The sequence below is a fragment of the Bifidobacterium stellenboschense genome (genome assembly GCF_000741785.1).
Taxonomy (GTDB): domain Bacteria; phylum Actinomycetota; class Actinomycetes; order Actinomycetales; family Bifidobacteriaceae; genus Bifidobacterium; species Bifidobacterium stellenboschense.
In genome coordinates, this window is the sequence record NZ_JGZP01000029.1 from 1 (window position 1) to 19,644 (window position 19,644).

A 19,644-nucleotide genomic window follows, 5' to 3' on the forward strand; every position below is an offset into this window, starting at 1 on the left:
TTTTGGCCCCCTCTGGAGGGGGCTCCCGGCGAAGCCGGGGGGGGGGGGGGGGGGGGAGGTCCCCGCAAACCCCAAACAACAGAAGACTTTGGCCCGTCCGCACGGGCGGGCCGAGATGTGATTCCATCCATCACAACGAAGTAAAGGAAGCAAACATGGTTATGGAGAACCCCTTCGAAGGCAAGGAAATCTGGTTCGGCGTCGGCTCGCAGGACCTGTACGGCGAGGAGGCGCTGCGCCAGGTCGCCGCGCACTCCGCCGAAATGGTCGACTACCTGAACAAGACCGGCAAGATCCCGGCCAAGATCGTCCTCAAGCCGACTCTGAAGTCCTCCGACGGCGTCAAGCAGTTCATGGTCGAAGCCTCCGCCGACCCGAACGTCATCGGCGTCATCACCTGGTGCCACACCTTCTCCCCGGCCAAGATGTGGATCCGCGGCCTCGAAGTGCTGACCAAGCCGCTGCTGCAGCTGGCCACCCAGCACCACAAGGAGATTCCGTGGGAGACCATCGACATGGACTTCATGAACCTGAACCAGGCCGCCCACGGCGACCGTGAGTTCGGCTACATCGTCTCCCGCCTCGGCATCCCGCGCAAGATCGTCGTCGGCCACTACACCGACCCGGAGGTCGCCGAGAAGGTCGGCACCTGGGCCCGCGCCTGCGCCGGCTGGGACGCCTCCAACAACATGAAGGTCATGCGCTGGGGCGACAACATGCGCAACGTCGCCGTCACCGAAGGCGACAAGACCGAGGCCGAGCGCGTCTTCGGCGCCTCCATCAACACCTGGGCCGTCAACGAGCTCGTCGCCGCGTACGACGCCGTCAAGGACGATCAGGTCAAGGAGATTATCGAGGACTACAAGGCCAAGTACGACGTCGATCCGGCCCTGCTGGACGCCAAGTACGACTCCCTGTTCATCGCCGCCAAGGAAGAGGCCGCGATGGTCAACATGATGCGCGCCAACGGCTGCACCGCCGGCGTCGACAACTTCGAGGATCTCGGCGCCCTGCCGCAGCTGCCGGGCGTCGGCCCGCAGCGCTTCCCGTCCGAGTACGGCTGGGGCTTCTCCGCCGAAGGCGACTGGAAGACCGCCGTGCTGGTCCGCATCGGTGCCGTCATGGGCTACGGCCTGCCCGGTGGCGCCTCCCTCATGGAGGACTACTCCTACAACTTCACCGAGGGCAACGAGCTCGACATGGGCTCCCACATGCTCGAGGTCTCCCCGGCCATCGGCACCATCGACAAGCCGAAGCTGGAGATCCACCCGCTCGGCATCGGCGGCAAGGCCGACCCGGTCCGCCTGGTCTTCTCCGGTGCCCCGAAGAAGGACGTCGTCGTCGTCTCCATGGCCGACGAGCGCGAGCGCTTCCGCCTGCTCATGGACGTCGTGGACGTCGTCGAGCCGCAGGGCTCCCTCAAGGAGCTTCCGTGCGCCCGCGCCGTCTGGAAGCCGCAGCCGGACCTCAAGACCGCCGTCCAGTGCTGGATCACCGCCGGCGGCTCCCACCACACCTGCATGACCACCTCCGTCGGTCGTGAGGCCTGGGAGGACTTCGCCCGCATCGCCGGCGTCGAACTCGCCGTCATCGACGAGAACACCACCGCCCGCCAGTTCGAGAAGGAACTGCAGCTGTCCGAGATGTACCACCGTCTCGACAACCGTCACTGATCGATGGAGTGTCCTCGTCGTTGCCCCTCGGTCGACGTACATTCGTACGCCTTCCCTCGGAGCGCCTAGAGGACACACGCATCAATCAATGCCGGCAAGCCGTCACCGGTTGATGACGGAACGTCCGTTCCGCTGACCGATCGGTAGCTCAATGGCCCATCCCACTTGGGATGGGCCATTGTCGTTCCTTTCCTTCCTCTCTCCCCGTCCGGGTTTCCGGACGAAGGGGGTACGCTCATACAGCGAATCCCCGTCGGCGCATCGTCTCAGGCGAAGCCCATACTGGTGCCATGAACGATGACGTACACGCACTCTCCGATACACCGACCGCCATATTGCGGTATTGGGAGGCGATCGAACTGCTGACCCCGCAGAATCTCAAGCTGAGGCCCGAAACGTCCTATAAGCTACCAGGCTTCGACTTGAGGTTTTGGAGGCACTACGGCACGCATGAGCCTTGGCAGCCATTCTTCGTCGACATCCATGTCACCGCGTCCGACGAGAAAGTGCCGGACGATACCGATGTCAAACGCCGAAAACTCGCACGGAAGCTGTTCGACCGACAAGCGCATCTCACGATGACGACCGACTCGCATGCAAGGCTCATCGGCGCGCATCTCGGCGACGAACCAGCGGACGAGAACCATGATTCCATCAGCCATGCGGCCGCACGGGAATTGGGACGGCTTCTAGGCCGCGACGCACGCATAGGTACCGTCATCGACGATGATGCCATGGATCATCTGATCTCCGCGCTCCGGCTGAAAGAGGCCGGCAAACACTACGCGATCATCTACTGCATCCGTCGCCCGGATTATCCGCAAGGCGTGTGCAAACGCCATGTCATCAAGAACGACAAGCCTGATTACGTGCTGCATACCGACGATTTGAATCCGAAGACGGGGCTGTACCGCAATCAGTTCAAGAAGCGGTGCGAGCTGCTCAAGGAGAATGGGGGAGGCGGCAACAACCCGCATATCGCGACATGGCTTCCCCACCGCAGCTACCAAATCAACGTGGCGATTAATCAGAAGACCGCGTTCAGAATGATGATTCATGCGCTCGCTCCAAAGGGAGAGGATTCACAACCGTCCGGCAATTCGGACAAATCCGCGGAAAGCGTAGCGCTCGACGAGCGAGAACCCACCGGCTACGCCGCCGGCCTCACCATCAGCGTTCGGGATGACGGAGTGCTTCTCGACGGCTCACTACACATATCGCAGTATTGCCGCTCGTTGAGCGAACTCGCCATCGCCGTTCGGCATGGACTGCCGATCCCGAAATCATGGCCGTTGCCGGACGACGGCATGGACGACGGCATGGACGACGCAATCAGCAAGATGCTCAATCAATGGCGGGAATCCTACGAAAAGCGCCACGCGGAGAATCCTCCCGATCCCCTCACATTCACCGCCATCACGGATTGCATCGCCTTCCTGTGCAATGAGCTGGGATTCGATGGCGAATCATCACCGATCGAACGGAGCATCGTCTCGGTACAACTCGGCAACGGGATATCGAAGCGGGATCTCGAACCCGACTTCATGGATTCCTTCTATCGGCAGGATCTGAGCCATCTCATCGATGATGCGGACAACGACCCGAAGAAGCTGTCGCATCCGCTCGCACGATACCTCTGCGCGAGACATCCGTCCCGCACCGACCTTAATCCGAAGTCGTCGGGCATGCCGGGCAGCGCACGGCCGGATGCCGCAAGCTTCATCCTCGAACACGTTGAGCCGCGTTCAATCCCACCGGCGTGCTGGCCTTCGAACCCCCAATACACCCTCGCCCTGCATCAACAACTCGCCGTGAACGAAATCCTCAAGGCGTTCCCGTCAGGTGGAGACCAACCGCTGCTGGGGGTCAACGGCCCTCCCGGAACCGGCAAGACGACATTGTTGCGCGACGTGATAGCGGCGGTCATCGCGGAACGCGCAAAGAAACTCGCGAAACTCGACAGGGCCGAAAATCTGTTCGCCGACAAAGCGGTATCCGTCGGCGGAGGATACAAGTACTGGAAGCTGAACGAGGAAATCACAGGATTTGAAATCGTCGTGGCTTCCGCCAACAACAGGGCGGTGGAGAACATCAGCCTTGAGCTTCCAACCGAAGATGCAATCCACGAGTATTGGCGCAAAGCAATCACCGCGGATTTCAGACCGCGCGTGTCCTCCTCTTATGGCGGATTCGCCTTCAGCGAGACGGCAAGCGCGATCACGAAGAGCATCGCCGGCAAACGCGACGATTCCGACGATTCCGCCACACAATCATGGGCGTTGTTCTGTGCGAGACTCGGCAACAAAACGAATTGGAGCGAGTTCTTCAAGGCCTTCACCAAAGAATTCGTCCGAGGCGAGCTCCGCGCTGATGGCGAGCCCGACCGGAACGGCGAGCCCGACCGGAACGTGGATTCCACCGATTGGAACAAGCTCTGGGACGACGCCAAACGCTCCTTCGCCGATGCGCAGAATCGTGAACGGTCCATCCGCGACGCACGGCAGGCGGATTATGAACGCGACCACGAGCATCACGCTCGTAAAGGGAAAACCGATGATCTGGGTCCAAGCCATTCGACCTATCTCACCACCCCCTATCTCGACCGGGAATGGAACGAGGCACGCACACGGGTGTTTCTGGAGGCGCTGGCCCTGCACCAGACGGCGATTCTCGCCAATCGCCAACGATTCCAGGACAATCTCGGATGCGCCAGCGACATCATTCGCCATGCGAATGTCCTTCCTGCCGATATGGTCATGAACTTCTGGCGCACCCTGTTTCTGGTGGTTCCGGTCATCTCCACGACGTTCGCTTCGGTCAGCCGCATGTTCGGCGTACTCGGCAGTGGTATCGGGGCCACAGACGCACACCGGTTCGGCCTGGCTCTGATCGACGAAGCCGGTCAGGCTCAACCGCAGTACGCCGCAGGTCTGCTCCAGCGCGTGCGTCATTGCGTGGCAGTCGGCGATCCGGTCCAGCTCGAACCAGTGGATACCATGCCGCCGCAGGTCCGAAGACTGCTGGCGCACCTCCACATGGGATCCGATGCGAGCATGGGGCCCGAATCCGACAACGTGCAGGAGTGTGTGGATCGCCAGACGCCACTGGGCCAATATACGAAACTGGGCGGCGGCACCGGCGACGATGGCGCTACCGGAAACGACGGGAACGAGGAGCATGACCAGTGGATCGGCATGCCACTTATCGTGCATCGTCGATGCCTCGACCCCATGTTCACCATCTGCAACACCATGGCGTATGAGCGACGCATGGTTCCGGGCTTGAACGTACGCCCGGAGGCGCCCATCACTGCCTTCGCCGCGGATGCCGCCGTACGGGATGGCTCGGCGACGGGGGAACAGGACGAGCCGAAGAACCCGGCGGAAGCGCTGTGGGAATCCTGCTGGTACGATTCCGCCGTCGGTGCCCAACCAGACGCGCCGCATGATGCGACCACTGCAACCCACGAAACGGCTGACGAGCAATGGCGGCCGCAGGAGGGTGCCATACTGCGTGGTTTGCTGGCCAAGCTGCACGAATCCGGTGTGGACTATGAGGACATTCTGGCCCTCTCGCCGTTCAACGCGGTGGCCGAACATGTCCGGGGCATATTCGGGCAGATGATCGCGCAGGATGGCACCATCGACAAGGACACCGCCGACAAGCTGGCCAAAGACCGGTCCGGCACCGTGCACATCAGTCAGGGGCGTGAAGCCGACGTCGTCATCCTCGTGCTCGGCAGCCGGACCGGAGCCAGAGGGAATGGGTCAAGACAGTGGGTCAACGAAAAACCCAATCTGCTGAACGTCGCCGTCTCCCGGGCGAAGATCCGCCTGTACGTCATCGGCAACCACGCCGATTGGAAGGACGGGAGGTATTCCCGGTATCTGGCCGATGAGCTGACTGTCACTCACTGGCACGATGATCGGCCTGCCGACCGACCGGACACCCAGTGACGGCTTGCCGTCATCGGTTGATGGCGGACCGTCCGCTCCGCTGGCCGATCAGTAGCTCAATGGCCCATCCCACCTGGGATGGGCCATTGTCGTTCCTCTCCTTCCTCTCCTTCCTCTCTCCCCGTCCTCCCGGGCGGATCAGGCCGGGGCCGAGCGGTGGCCGGCGGTTTACATCGGTCCGATAGAGTGATGGCATTGAACGGGTCGTTTCACGCCCGCTCACGAACCATGGGAATGGGGTGCCATGATGATCGATCGTCCGATGGTCGCGGTGACGCCGCTGATGGATTACGGCAAAGACAGCCTCTGGATGCTGCCCGGATACATGGATGCCGTGTTGCGCGCCGGCGGCACACCCGTGATGCTGCCGTTGACCGATGATGCGGCCGTGGTGGCGCAATGCGCCGAACGGTTCGACGCGTTCCTGTTCACAGGAGGGCCGGATGTGGGACCGTCGGTCGGCCCCGATTCCATGACCGACTGCACGGGCGACGCGACGGATGACGCGACCGGCCGCGGCGAAGTGCTCTCGCCCGAGCGCGACCGTATGGAATCACTGCTGTTGCCGTCCGTGATGCGGCTGGACAAGCCGATTCTCGGCATCTGCCGCGGCGTCCAGTTCATCAACCGGTTTCTGGGCGGCACGCTGTGGCGGGATCTCCCCACCGAACATCCCGGCGAAATCGAACATCACATGAAACCGCCGTACGACGCGTTCGGGCACACCGTGACGCTGACACCCGGCACGCCGCTGGCCAAGCTGTTCACGGGCGAATCCGAAATACCCGTGAACAGCTACCACCATCAGGCCGTGCGCGAACCGGCACCGGGACTGCGCGTCATGGCCACCGCTCCCGACGGCGTGATCGAAGCGTTGTGGCGTCCCGCGAGCCGGTTCCTATGGGCCGTACAATGGCATCCCGAATTCCTGTATCAAGTGGATTCCCGTTCGCAGGCCATTTTCGACACGTTCGTCACCGCGACCCGCACGACCCGCAACCGATGACCTTCCCCGCGCAATCCCCCACCACGTGGCGATGGTCCGCCCCCATCTCCGGAACCCGGCCGAAACCCCTGTTCTCCTCGATTTACAGCCCCCCTGTTCGACTGCGCCGCCACCTTGGATCTGAGGTATTCGCTGGCGCCCATCGATTCCGCACTGCGCACCGATTCCGTCGATAAGGATGTCCTGCTCGCGTATCCGTCATCGGTGAAGTATTCCAGTCATCGACAAACCGTTATGCGGGCGTTCGATTTGGCGGACGCGCGCAGCGAGAACGGCGGCGAATCGTCGGCACGAGGCATGTTGCATGACATGGGTTGTCCTCCGGACGATATCCAGGTCGAATTCCCGTGTCTGGATTATCCGAATCGTCGCCATCGCGTCGATTTTCTCTGGAGGATATCGAGAGATGGGACGTCGGGCGATGGGCAGGTGGCATTGGAATTCGACGGAACGCGGAAATACGTCGACCCGGACATGACCTCCGGCAGAGCGATCCGCGAGATCGTCAACGATGAGCGTCGTCGGCAGCAGTGCCTGGAGCGGCAGGGTCTATCGGTCGTCCGCATGCACGCCAACGAACTGGACGCCCCATGGCGTGTCATCCACGAACTGAGGGACAGGGCATACGGAGAACAAGGTGACGGTAAACCGGTCTGATACGGATCATCTGGGCGGCTGCGACCTAATATCATGAATGTTGGGAATCCGCCCATACGCCGCTATAATGCAAATCTGGGATACGGGACATCAATCGATGGGGATGGGTGATATGAGCGGTGACGGCAGCGAAGTGATCAATGCGGTGACCCGAGCGGATGCACACCGGGATCCCAGCCGGAAGGAAATCGCGAAGAGCTTGTCCTCCATCAAGGTGAAACTCGAGTCCTTGGACATCGACATCGATACGGACACGGCAATCGCCATTCCTCTGGATCAATTGCCGGCGCTGGGAGTGGCGTTCGCCTCGTTGCCTGCCGCCGTTCGCACGGTCGTCGGTTCGGTGGTCGGCCCGGATAATCTGTTCTTCGTCAATGACGCTTGCGGCAATCCGCTCAATGCGGCGGCTCTGCAGCACTTCAAGGATGGATCGGGTCTGCTGGCGTCGTTCAGGGATGCGATCAACGGATTCGGACAGGCGCGACTGCATGAGGCGGCGGGCGGTTCCTTCCAGGCCGCCGGAGTCATGCCTTATGATCCCACGATGCTGTTCGTCGCCGCCGCGATCATGCAGATCAACGGCAAACTCGATGCCATCCAGGACACACAGCGTAGGATGTTCCGGTACCTCCAGCAGAAAGACAAGGCCCGGTTGCGTGGAGACGCGGAGACGCTTGTCGCTATCCTCAACGGCTATCAGTACAACTGGGACAACGACATATGGCGGAGCAACTACCATATGAAGGTCCTTGACATCCGGCAGGACATGGCGCAGTCGTCCATTCATCTGCGCGCGCAGATTTCGGGTTTGCTTAAGGAAGGAGGAATCTTCGAGGTCCGTGGCGTCGTCGGCAAACGGTCGGACGATATCGCCGATGTGATGAAGGAATACCAGCTCGCCACATACAATCATGCGTTCGCCTCGTTCCTGGAACCTATTTTGAGCGAGAACCTTGATGCAGAATACCTGACGAAGATCGCCGACGACATCGAAGATCGTAGGCTCGACTATCTTCGTTTCTACACGGATTGCTACAACGCGATCGAAGAGGAATCCGACGGGTCGCTCGAAGGCAGGGTGCTCGGTGGCGTCTCCTTCCTGGGACGACGGCTCGGTGAGGCGGTCGCCTCCACGCCGATCGGCGACCATACTCCGTTAGACGGCGCGCTGATCGGCATGGGCGATGCCATGGAACGGTTCAACGCGGATCGCACCGATGCGCTGCTCGCAAGGATGCGCGACGCCCGATTGCCGCATGTGAAACCGTTCCGTGAGGCGGTACAGGCGTTGAACCGGTTGCATAACGCTCCGATGGTGATGGCTGCGGACGACGACGATCTCTACCTGCTGCCGCAGAAACGGGTATAGCTTCGTGAAAAGATCACGGGCAACCCGTGAAACGCGCATCGCCAGCGTCTGCTCCCTAGGGAGGCGAACCACAAGCATCCGATGGGTCGTCGGCGTCGGTTCCGTGCCGGCCTTGGCACGGAACCGACGCTCATGCGGGTCCTGGCGTCGTCGCTGTGCCATGGACTGGCCGGCGACGACGCAAAACGAGCCCTTGGCGTCGTTTCCGGCCAGTTATTGGTATGGAGACGATGCCAAGGGCTCTCTCAGTGGTGGTTCCGTACCATGGACTGGCTGGAACCGACGCTCATGGCGCGGAAGCGACGCCGAAGGGCGGGGCCGATCGGCTCCCGGCTTTTCCCGCCGATCCCGGCCGCCCCACGCGTCACCGCTTGCCGGTGTAGATCTCCTTGTCGATCACGTCGGCGAACACGCGGTTCACGGCCGGGCGTACGACCTTGAGCGACGGCGTCAGGCACTTGTTCTCCTGCGTGAGGCGCTCGTCGAGCACGACGAACTTGCGCACCGATTCGGCGCGGGAGACCGTCGCGTTGGCGCGATCCACGTACTCCTGGATCTCGTCGCGCACGGCCGCGTTCGTGGCGAGGCGGTCGATCGGCGTGTCCAGCGACAGTCCGTGCGCGGGCAGCCAGACGGCCAGCGCCTCCGGGTCGAGCGTGACGAGCGCGCCGATGAACGGCCGCTGGTCGCCGACGACCACCGCATGCTCGACGATCGGGCACTTGGCGATCTCCTCCTCCAACGGGATGGGGGAGACGTTCTTGCCGCCGGCCGTGATGATGATGTCCTTGATGCGGCCGGTGATCGTGATCCGCCCCTCGTCATCGATCGAGGCGAGGTCGCCGGTGCGCAGCCAACCATCCGCGGTGAACGCCTCGGCGGTCTTCTCCGGCAGATTGTGGTAGCCGCGGAACACGTTCGGGCCTTTGACCTGCAGCTCGCCGTCCTCGGCGATGCGCACCGAGGAGCCGGGCGCGGGCTGGCCGACCGTGCCGATCACGTTGTCGTGCACGCGCGTGGCCGCGAACGGGGCGGCCGTCTCGGTCATGCCGTAGCCCTGGATCATCGGCAGGCCGATGCCGTTGTAGAAGTGCGCGAGGTCGAGCGACAGGGGTGCGCCGCCGCACGCCACGTACTTGATCTTCGGGCCCAGGGCACCGCGCACGGTGCGGTAGACGAGCGTCTCGTACTTCGCATGTTCGGCGATCTCACTCAGCGTATGCTTCTCTCCGGCCTGTTCTTTTCGGCTCCAGTCGCGAGCCGCCTCGGCCGCGCGAAGGAACAGGCGTCCCTTCCATCCGGCGCCCGCCTTGTGCGAGGCCGCGTTGTACACCTTCTCGAACACGCGCGGCACGCCCAGCAGGTACGTGGGTTCGAACGATCGCAGGTCGGGCAGCAGGGACTTCGTGTCCGGCAGGTAGCCGACCACGCCGTCGTCGGAGGCGATGGACGCGTACTGGATGAAGCGTGCGAAGCAGTGGGCGAGCGGCAGGAACAGCAGCAGACGCGGATGGTCGTCGGTGATCATCTCGTGCAACGCCTCGGAGGCGGCGATGGTGACGGACACGAAGTTGCGGTGCGTGAGCTCCACGCCCTTCGGCGTGCCGGTCGATCCGGACGTGTACACGATGGTCGCGAGGTCGTCGATGTGTACGGAGGCGATGCGCTCGTCCAGCTCCTCGTCGGACACGGTCACGCCGAGGCCTTCCAGCGCTCCCAGCGCGTTGCCTTCAATCATGAGGATCTGCTTCAGCGTCGGGCAGTGGTCCTTCACCGAGTCGAGCCGGTCGAAGCGCGTGCGGTCGTCGGCGATGGCGAGCTTCACGTCCGCGTCGTTCATGATGCGTTCGGCCTGCGAGGCGGAATCCGTGTCGTAGATCGGCACGCTCACGGCGCCGATCGCGGCGAGCGCGAAGTCGAGCACGCCCCATTCGAGTCGCGTGGAGGAGAAGATCGTCACCGCGTCGCCCTTGCCGATGCCGAGCGCGATGAGACCGCGCGCGGCGGACAGGACCATGCGGTGGAATTCGCCGGTGGTCACGTTCGCCCAGCGGCCCGGTCCGAGCTTCTTCTCGGCGATGACCGTGTCCGCGCCGGTGCGGTCGAGACGGTCGGCGAGCAGCGAGTAGATGGTCTGGTCGTCGCGCAGTTCGACGGACGATCCAGGTGTGGTGTAGTGGTCAAGCATGATGGCGCGTTCCTTACCGTTCCTTGCGTTCTTCGGTGGCCGGTCGTCTCCCCACGATCCGCATGTCGCGGTGCCGCGGGCGTGGTTCCGGCCGATCATCGCCTAAGTTACGCGCGCGTAGCCTCGCGCGTGTTGTGCGCCATGCCACAACCGCGCCGTCGTCTTTTGTGGATTGCCACCAACCCTTCCATTCCGCTTCGTTTTCCGTTACGGTGGCTTGAGATCGACGGAAAGGGGAGACATGTTCGACAAACGATTGTTCCGGCTGGTACCCGGCATAGGCTGTCTGGTCGCCGGTAAGGTCGCCTGCATGTGGGTGGGTCTGCTCGCCAACATCGCGTTCGTGACGGCGATCGTCGCCTTGTTCGCGAACCTGCTCGCCGGTGCCGGCGACGCCGTCACGCCGATGGCGGGCGACGCAATCTTCTACGGTCTCGTCATCGTCGCCGCCGCGATCGTGCGATATCTGACGACGGCCGCTGCCGCGCGCCTCGGCACCGAGGCCTCCGAACGCGTCAAACTCGCGTTGCGCGAGAAGCTGTACCGCAAGATGCTCGCGTTCGGCCCCTCCTACGCGCAGCGTGTGAAGACCGCCGACGTCGTCCAATCCGCCGGCGAGGGCATCGAACAGATCCAATCGTTCTTCGACCTGTTCCTGCCGCAGCTGTTCTACGCGATCCTCGCGCCGCTCACCCTGTTCGCCGTGGTCGCGCCGATGGACCTGCCGACCGCCGTCACGTTCCTCGTCTGCGCGCCGCTCATCATCGTCGTGGTCGGCATGGTCGCGATGAGCGCCGCCCGCACGTTCAAGAAATACTGGGGCCGCTACACGGACATGGGCGCCGCGTTCCTCGACGACCTGCAGGGCCTCGAGACGCTGAAGGCGTTCGACGCCGACGCGCGCGCCGCCCGCGAACTCGACGACAAGGCCGAGAACTTCCGCGTGATGACGATGCGCGTCCTCCAAATCCAGTTGCGTTCCCTCACCGCGATGGACGCGGTCGCCTACGGCGGCACCGCGGCCGGCATCGGCGTCGCCCTGTGGCGCTTCTCCACCGGTGGCGCGTCCACGGGCGCGTCCACCGCCATGTGGACGGCCGACGTGCACGGCTGGCTCGCCTACCCCGCGTATCTCGTGTCCTACCTGTTCCCGTTCGCCGGCGCGCCGATGACGCTCGCCTCGCTGCTGCTCATCATCCTGCTGTCCGCCGACTTCTTCATCCCGTTGCGCCAGCTCGGCTCGTTCTTCCACGTCGCGATGAACGGCATGACCTCCACGAAACGCATCTTCGCACTGCTCGACGCGCCCGAACCGGAGCGCGGCGACGCCGACCTGCCCGAAACGCACGACGCCGGTCTCGACGTCACGTTCGACCACGTCGCCTACACGTACGGCGACGGTTCCGGCGACGGTTCCGGCGACGCGGCCGGCGCGGCGGGCGGCGCCGACGTCGCGCCCGCGCTCGCCGACGTCGCCTTCGACGCGCGTCCCGGCGAGCTCACCGCCATCGTCGGCGTCTCCGGTTCCGGCAAATCGACGGCCGCCGCGCTGCTCGCCGGCACGCTCGCCGGATACTCCGGCTCGCTGCGTCTCGCCGGCATCGAGGTCGCGGCGCTTTCCGGCGAGGCGCTGTCGCGCGCCGTCACGGTGATCGGCGCGCGCAGCCACCTGTTCGCCGGCACGTTGCGCGACAACCTCGCGATGGCGTTGCCGAAACGGATCGACGACGACGCCGCGGCGGATACGGATGCGATGATGTGGGAGGCGCTGAAGCGTGCCCGCATCGACGATTTCGTGCGCGCGCAGGCCGATGGACTCGACATGATGATCGAACAGGACGCCGCGAACCTGTCCGGCGGGCAACGCCAGCGCATCGCCATCGCACGCGCCCTTCTGCACGACGCGCGGGTCTACGTGTTCGACGAGGCGACCAGCAGCGTCGACGTGGAAAGCGAGACGCTCATCCTCGACGCGATCCGCGACCTCGCGCACAAGGACGGCCGGACGGTCGTCATGATCACGCACCGCATGGCCAACGCCGAACACGCGGACCATATCGTCGTCCTCGATCACGGCAGAAGCGTCGAAACCGGCACGCACGCCGAACTCATGGCCCTCGACGGCGGCAAGTACGCCCGCCTCTTCCGCACCCAGGCCGAAGTAGAGGACCTTGGGGAGGCAAGTGGGGAGAACAGGCCCCCTCTGACGAGGGGGCTGTCCCGCGCAGCGGGACTGGGGGAGAGAACCGCCGCCGCCCCGGCCCGCCGCCGCACCAGACCAACCCCTCTCCACTTTCCGGACCATCACCCGCCTGCTGGGGGAGGCGCGTCCGCTCGCACGGCTCATGGCCGCCGCGTCGCTCGCCGGCACCGTCGGCCACCTCGCCGCCACGATGCTGCCCGTGTTCGCGATGATCGGCGCGTTCGCGCTCGCCGGACACCCCGTGTGGTCGATGGGCGTCGCGCCGGCCGTCGCCGCGATGATCGTGTGCGCGCTGCTGCGTGGCCTCATGCGCTACGTCGAACAGTATCTCAACCACAATGTCGCCTTCCGCCTGCTCGCCCTGTTCCGCTCCAAAGCGTTCGCCGCATTGCGCCGTCTCGCGCCTGCCAAGCTCGCCGGACACGGCAAGGGCGACCTCATCGCCCTCGTCACCACCGACGTCGAACTGCTGGAGATCTTCTTCGCGCACACCATCAGCCCCGTCGTCATCGCCGCGACCACGACCGTCGTCTACGCGGTCCTGCTGCTCACGCTCGACCCGTGGATGGCGCTCGCGCTCATCGCCGCGCATCTCGTCATCGGCGTGCTCGTGCCGCGCTTCTTCGCGACCGGCGTCAGGAACCTCGGCCCCACGATCCGCAGACAGGCGTCGTCGCTCGACGACGTCATGCTCGACGACATGCGAGGCCTTGGCGAGATCATCCGCTTCGGCCGCGGCGAGGACCGCGTCGCCGTGATCGCACGGCTCACGAAACGCCTGTGGACGGAGCACGTGCGATTGAGCCGCGTCAACGGCCGGTTCGCCGGCATCGCGGGCGTGCTCGTACTCGCACTCACCACGGCCACCGCCGTGCTCGTCATCGCGCTCGCCGCCGCCGCGCCCCTGCATGGGCCGGCGCTGGTTGTCGCGTTCACGCTGATCGCCAGCTCGTTCGGCCCGACGATGGCGTTGAGCGCCCTGCCCGCGAACCTCACGCAGACGTTCGCCTCCGCCCGCCGCCTGTTCGCCCTGATGGACGAGACCCCGGCCGTCACCGAGACCGGCACCGCCACCCCCGACTACGACGGCATGCGCCTCGACCACGTCACCTTCGCCTACCCGACAACTCCGCGCCCCCTGCCCGGACCGGAGTCTTCTTCGTCGCGCCCCCTGCCCGAGTCGGACGGTTGGGAGCCGGAGAGTGCTTCTTCTTTGCTCCCCCTTGAGGGGGAGCTGTCCGCAACGCGGACTGAGGGAGTGTCCGCCGGCTCCACCCCCATCCTCGCCGACTTCTCCCTCGACGTGCCCGCCACCGGCATCCTCGGCGTGCAGGGGCCGTCCGGGCGCGGCAAGTCCACGACCATCAAGCTGCTCATGCGCTACTGGGACCCGCAGTCCGGCGGCGTGACCCTGTCCGGCACGCCGCTGCCTGACGTGGACGCGCATCACCGCCGCCGCGTGCAGGCGCTGATGGGGCAGGAGACGCACCTGTTCGACGGCACAATCCGCGACAACCTGCTGCTCGCATTGCCGCAGGGGGAGCGCGTGGACGATTCCGTTTCCAACGCTGCGACCGACGCCGCCGCGACCGACGCCGCTGCGACCGACGGGCTCCTGCGCGACGCCCTCGCCAAGGCGTCCGCGCTGGAACTCGTCGACTCGCTGCCCAAGGGCATCGACACTCCGGTGGGCGAGCTCGGCGACCGTCTGTCGGAGGGCGAACGCCAGCGCATCGGACTCGCGCGCGTGTTCCTTCGAGACGCCGACCTCGTGCTGTACGACGAGCCGACGAGTCGTCTCGACGCGTTGAACGAGGCGGTCATCCTGAAATCCATCCGAGACACGTCCGAAGGCCGCGCCGCCGTGCTGTTCTCGCATCGCGAATCGGCGATGCGCGTCGCCGACCATGTCGTGACGTTCTGACCGCGACTATCCCTTGATGAACGAGTCCAACGTGTCGAGGGCGTCGTCGATGGCCTTCGCCTCGCGCGCGTCTTCGGCGCGCTGGCGGGCCATCGCCTCCGCGTGATCGCGCGCGGCGAGCAGCGGGTCCGGCGCGCTGGCGGTCGGCGGGATGCGCCGCGGGTCGAGGCGCCGGGTCGCGTCCATGTCCGGCAGTTCGGCGTCGTCCAATACGGTCGGGTCGATGTCGGTGTGACGGCTGTCGTCCTCCGCCACGGTCCGGCCCTTGTCGGCGACGTCGAGCATGTCGATGGCGTCGACGGCGGCCGTCGCGTCCGCGTCGAGATCGCGTTCCGGCCGGCGTTCCGGCAGATCGACGGTGATGTCGCGGGCGATGTCCGCGCCGTTCATCGGATTGGATTCGACGGTGATGCGCCGCACCTCGCCGTCGCCCAGTTCGGCGGCCGTGGCGGTGCCGGCCATGAGGTCGGCGGCGATGCGATGCGCGCGTTCCGTCGCGGCGATCGCCTCGGGGCGCGTCCCCGACGGGGCGATCGGCACCGTGGTCGACATCAGCGTATCGTCGTCGGCGTCGTCCGTGCCGAAATCATGCGTGACGCGCGCGGTGAGGTCGTCGGCGGTCGGATGGCGCGCCGCCGACGCCGCGCCCGAAGCGGCGTCGGACGGCGGCAATGGCACGGACATGAGCGTGTGCGCGGCCTTGCGCGCCTCCTCGACGGCGCGTTCGGCGGACAGGCGTTCCGCTTGCGCCCGCTCCTTCGCCTGGATGTCGAAGATCTGTTTCTGGGCGGTGACGCGCGCACGTTCCGCCGCCTCCAGGATGCCCAGCGCCTGCTGCCGTTCGTTCTCGGCGCGCACGATCGCCGCCTCGGCGTGACGGATGTTCGCGTCGGCGGAGCTCAGCGCGTATTTCGCGGCGGCGAGCGGCGTGCGCGGCTGCCACAGGTGTTCGATCTCCTCAAGCGTGCGTCCCATCGTCTCCGGCACGAGCGTGACGATGCCGAACAGGCAGACGATGTCGAGCAGACCGAAGACGAGGAAGGTGATGCCGCCGCCCAGATTGTCGACCATCATCGGCGTGAACTGCGCGACCGCCCAGTTCACGGTCAGCAGGCACATGACGCACAGGCCGGTCGCACGGCCGCGCAGGAACGTGGGGAACAGTTCGGGGATGACCACCCACGGGATCGGGCCCATCGAGAACGCGAACGAGGCGGCGAACAGCATGATGAACACGAGCGTGAGCAACGGCATGCCGACGATGTACGAGACGGCGATGCACATCGCGAACACGGTCATCAGCCCCGCGCCCACGGCCATGAGCTGCTTGCGGCCGACCGTGTCGATCAGGTACATGCCGATCACGGTGAACACGAGCTCGAATCCGCCCACGCAGGCGGAGGTGAGGAATTCGGTGTCGCCGCCGAAGCCGAGCCGGGAGAACATGACGGGGCCATAGTAGGAGATCGCGTTGATGCCGACGGCCTGGTTGAACACGGCGAGGAAGATGCCGATGAGCAGGGCCTTGCCGAGACCGGGGCGGAACAGGTCGGTGAACTCGTTCGACATCTCCTGTTCCAACCGGACGGACGCCTGGATGTCGTCGGTGCGGATGCGCGCGTCCTCGGTGCCGAGAATGTGTTCGAGCACGCGGAAGCCGTCGTCGCTGCGGTCGTGCTGGATGAGGAATCGCGGGCTTTCGGGCGCGCGCCACATGGCGACCAGGAAGGCGAGGGCGGGAATCGCGCCGAGACCGAGCATCCAACGCCAGCCGGTCGTCAGATCCCATGCGGGCGTGCCGTAGGAGGCGATGATGTAGTTGATGACGTTCGTCAGGAAGATGCCGCATACGGCGAACATCTGATAGGAGAAGGTGAGCGTGCCGCGGATGTTCGTCGGCGCGGATTCGGTGATGTACGTGACGGCCAGGGCGGCGGTCAGGCCGATGCCGAAGCCGCCGACCACGCGCGCGGCGATCAGATCGTAGGGGCCGAAGGTGAACGCGCTCCACACGGCGGACACGCAGAAGAAGCATCCGCCGGCGATGAGGACGCGGCGGCGCCCGAACCGGTCGGAGAGGAAGCCCGCCCATGCGGCTCCGATGACCGCGCCCAGCATGATCGAGGAGATGACGAGGCCTTCCATCACCGTGTCGAGCCGGTAGCGGGTGCGCAGGAATTCGATGGCGCCGGAGATGGAGACGGTGTCGTAGCCGTACAACAGACCGGCCAGTCCGGCGCTCAGCGCCAGACCGAAGGTGTAGCGTCCCGAACCGTGCAGCCGTACGGCCGTGCCCAAAGGGTTCCGCTGTTTCGAGACAGCATGAAACAGACCCGCCATGCGCCTTCCTCTCAATGCATCGATGGGGGATTACACACCGATACTAGCCGGGGATGCCGTTTTCGTCATGGTGCATTCCACACCCCGGTGACGAATTCGGGCGTGATGTCAGCTGGGGCGGCGTCGGGGTGCCGTCGGGATGCCGGTGGGGGGATGCCGATGGGGAGGCGCGGGCCGGCGTCGGGCGGCGAGTGGCGTGCGGCGACACGCCGGTGAGCCATACAGGTACACTGGTGTATCATGTGAAGCGTTGGTACACGGGTGTACCTCTTGGAAGCACTCGTCAGGAGCGTCACGGAGGAAGGTCTCCGCGACGAGAATAAGGAGAATGATATGCGCAACGTCAAGAAGGTCATCGCGGCCGCCGCGGCCGTGGCCACGCTCGTCGGCCTCGCCGCATGCGGCGGCGGCGACGATGCCGCGTCCGTCGACACCGATACCGCGAACGCCAAGGGCGAAGTCGTGTTCTGGGGCTGGGGCAACGGCATCAAGGAGACCATCGCCGCCTTCGAGAAGGACAACCCCGGCATCACGGTCAAGTATTCCAGCACCGGCACCGCGGCCGACACCGCCACGGCCCTGCAGAACGCCGTGGCCGCCGGCAAGGGCGCGCCGGACGTGGTGATGATGGAGGACGCCACCATCTCCCAGTTCGCCGTGGACGGCAGCATCGTGGACCTGAGCCCGTTCGGCGCCGAGAAACTCGAATCCGATTTCGCCGCCGGCCCGTGGGCCAAGATGCTGCAGGGCGAGGGCAAGCCGTACGCCCTGCCCATCGATTCCAGCCCCGAGGTGTTCTTCTACAACAAGGCCGTGTTCGACAAGGCCGGCGTCGACGGCGAATCCATCAAGACCTGGGATGACTACTACAAGGCCGCGAAGAAGATCCGCGCGCTCGGCGACGACTACTACATCGCCAACAACGCGGGCGATTCCAACGGCTACCAGCCGTTCACCGCGCAGGCGTGGCAAGCGGGCTCCACCCCGTGGAAGGTCGACGGCGAGAACATCACCATCGACATGAACGACAAGGGCATGCAGCGCTACGTCGCGTTCCAGCAGAAGCTCATCGACGAGGGCCTGATCAACACCAAGATCTCCAACTGGTCCGACGACTGGTACCGTTCGCTCGGCGACGGCACCACCGCATCCCTGACCATCGGCGCGTGGATGCCGACCAACCTCGAATCCAGCGCCGCCGCCGGCAAGGGCAACTGGCGCGTCGCGCAGCTGCCGCAGTGGAAGGACGGCGACCAGGCGTCCTCCGAGGACGGCGGTTCCGCGCTCGCCATCACCGAGCAGTCCAAGAACAAGGCCGCAGCCTACAAGTTCATCGAATATCTCACCCACGGCAACGGCGCCCAGGTGATGGCCGACCACGGCACCTTCCCGGCGAAGACGGCCATCCTCGACGACGAGGACTTCCAATCCCAGAAGAACGAGTACTTCGGCGGTCAGGAGGTCAACAGGGTGCTCGTCGAGGCCGCCAAGCGCAAGGTGAGCAAGTTCCAATACCTGCCGTACAACCCGTACGCGCAGTCCAAGTACGGTGACGACATCGCTCCGGCCTATCAGGGCAAGAAGACCCTCAAGGAGGCCATGCAGGCGTACGCCAAGACGCTGGCCGACTACGGCGACCAGCAGGGCTATACCGTCACCGTCAAGTAAGTGGCATGGGGCCGGTCCGGCCCGTGGCGGTTGTGTCCGGGAGCGTCTCCTCCTTCCGCTCCCGGTCCTCCCTCCCTGGCCATCGCCCCTTGCCTGATGCCGAGGGCGGGGATGCGTCCGGTATCCCCGCCCTCGGCATATCCGGGGCGGGTCGTGACGCCTCCGGATCGTTGGTTGCCGTTGGTTGGATTATGGAAAGCGCAAGGTGAAAATGATGTCTGGTCAGACGATGGATCCGTCGGCCGCCATGGCCGCTCGTCACACGCAGCAGGCGCGCGAGAACCGGCACAAGGCGGACTGGCGTGGTTGGAAGTTCATGTGGCCGTTCGCGGTGGTGTTCGTGTTCGTGTTCATCATCCCGATCGTGTACGCCATCTACATTTCGTTCTTCAAGAAGCAGATGATCGGCGGCACCAGGTTCGTCGGTCTGGGCAACTACGCGGCGCTGATGCACGACCAGCAGTTCTGGTCGTCCGTCGGCCGCGTCGCCCTGTTCACCGTCGTGCAGGTGCCGATCATGCTGTTCCTGGCGGCCGCGATGGCGTTGGCGATCGACTCGATGAAGCTGCACGGCACGAAGTTCTTCCGCATCTCCACGTTCCTGCCCTACGCGGTGCCGGCGGTGGTGTCCACCCTGATCTGGGGCTTCGTGTACGGCGC

The 19,644-nt window shown here is 64.9% G+C and carries 10 protein-coding genes and 1 pseudogene; 9 read left to right on the forward strand and 2 right to left on the reverse strand.

From position 1 onward, the window contains the following. The first annotated feature begins 155 nt into the window (after positions 1-155). From araA to BSTEL_RS10775, 5 genes are all read left to right on the forward strand, one after another. On the forward strand, positions 156-1,673 hold the full coding sequence (gene araA / locus BSTEL_RS10755; RefSeq protein WP_034530312.1) for an L-arabinose isomerase: 1,518 nt from the start codon (positions 156-158) through the stop codon (positions 1,671-1,673). Between the two features lie 290 nt (positions 1,674-1,963). Next, positions 1,964-5,629 (forward strand): DEAD/DEAH box helicase, encoded by a 3,666-nt coding sequence (locus tag BSTEL_RS10760; RefSeq protein WP_034530314.1) that lies wholly within the window; start codon positions 1,964-1,966, stop codon positions 5,627-5,629. 244 nt (positions 5,630-5,873) lie between these two features. Then, positions 5,874-6,635 (forward strand): gamma-glutamyl-gamma-aminobutyrate hydrolase family protein, encoded by a 762-nt coding sequence (locus BSTEL_RS10765; RefSeq protein ID WP_084686291.1) that lies wholly within the window; start codon positions 5,874-5,876, stop codon positions 6,633-6,635. A 114-nt stretch (positions 6,636-6,749) separates the two neighbouring features. Next, complete coding sequence (locus BSTEL_RS10770; protein ID WP_156963302.1) at positions 6,750-7,292, forward strand: hypothetical protein; 543 nt, start codon at positions 6,750-6,752, stop codon at positions 7,290-7,292. Positions 7,293-7,404: 112 nt separating this feature from the next. After that, entirely contained in the window at positions 7,405-8,661 is a 1,257-nt protein-coding gene (locus BSTEL_RS10775; RefSeq protein WP_156963303.1) for a hypothetical protein, read from the forward strand. A 364-nt stretch (positions 8,662-9,025) separates the two neighbouring features. Here BSTEL_RS10775 and BSTEL_RS10780 read toward each other — a convergent pair whose 3' ends face one another. After that, a complete protein-coding gene (locus BSTEL_RS10780; RefSeq protein ID WP_034530316.1) occupies positions 9,026-10,849 on the reverse strand; it encodes an AMP-dependent synthetase/ligase in 1,824 nt (607 codons plus the stop codon). Between the two features lie 310 nt (positions 10,850-11,159). Between BSTEL_RS10780 and BSTEL_RS13085 the strand changes: the two are divergent. Then, positions 11,160-12,725, forward strand: a pseudogene (locus tag BSTEL_RS13085) (ABC transporter ATP-binding protein/permease); the annotation flags it as partial. Positions 12,726-13,359: 634 nt separating this feature from the next. Beyond that, entirely contained in the window at positions 13,360-14,976 is a 1,617-nt protein-coding gene (locus tag BSTEL_RS13090) for an amino acid ABC transporter ATP-binding/permease protein (protein WP_420796418.1), read from the forward strand. A 6-nt stretch (positions 14,977-14,982) separates the two neighbouring features. Here BSTEL_RS13090 and BSTEL_RS11580 read toward each other — a convergent pair whose 3' ends face one another. Next, complete coding sequence (locus BSTEL_RS11580) at positions 14,983-17,316, reverse strand: sugar porter family MFS transporter (protein WP_051923083.1); 2,334 nt, start codon at positions 17,314-17,316, stop codon at positions 14,983-14,985. Positions 17,317-17,649: 333 nt separating this feature from the next. Between BSTEL_RS11580 and BSTEL_RS10795 the strand changes: the two genes are divergently transcribed. Both BSTEL_RS10795 and BSTEL_RS10800 read left to right on the forward strand, forming a co-directional pair. Beyond that, positions 17,650-18,984 (forward strand): ABC transporter substrate-binding protein, encoded by a 1,335-nt coding sequence (locus BSTEL_RS10795; protein ID WP_034530318.1) that lies wholly within the window; start codon positions 17,650-17,652, stop codon positions 18,982-18,984. A 214-nt stretch (positions 18,985-19,198) separates the two neighbouring features. Further along, a partial coding sequence (locus BSTEL_RS10800) for a carbohydrate ABC transporter permease (protein ID WP_420796417.1) occupies positions 19,199-19,644 on the forward strand: 446 nt, incomplete at its 3' end.

Bases quoted from the DNA above. Each gene is read 5' to 3' on its own strand.
- BSTEL_RS11580 (WP_051923083.1), bottom strand. From the start codon at position 17,316: ATGGCGGGTCTGTTTCATGCTGTCTCGAAACAGCGGAACCCTTTGGGC.
- BSTEL_RS10760 (WP_034530314.1), top strand. From the start codon at position 1,964: ATGAACGATGACGTACACGCACTCTCCGATACACCGACCGCCATATTG.
- BSTEL_RS10765 (WP_084686291.1), top strand. From the start codon at position 5,874: ATGATGATCGATCGTCCGATGGTCGCGGTGACGCCGCTGATGGATTAC.
- BSTEL_RS13090 (WP_420796418.1), top strand. From the start codon at position 13,360: ATGCGCTACGTCGAACAGTATCTCAACCACAATGTCGCCTTCCGCCTG.
- araA (WP_034530312.1), top strand. From the start codon at position 156: ATGGTTATGGAGAACCCCTTCGAAGGCAAGGAAATCTGGTTCGGCGTC.
- BSTEL_RS10775 (WP_156963303.1), top strand. From the start codon at position 7,405: ATGAGCGGTGACGGCAGCGAAGTGATCAATGCGGTGACCCGAGCGGAT.
- BSTEL_RS10780 (WP_034530316.1), bottom strand. From the start codon at position 10,849: ATGCTTGACCACTACACCACACCTGGATCGTCCGTCGAACTGCGCGAC.
- BSTEL_RS10795 (WP_034530318.1), top strand. From the start codon at position 17,650: ATGCGCAACGTCAAGAAGGTCATCGCGGCCGCCGCGGCCGTGGCCACG.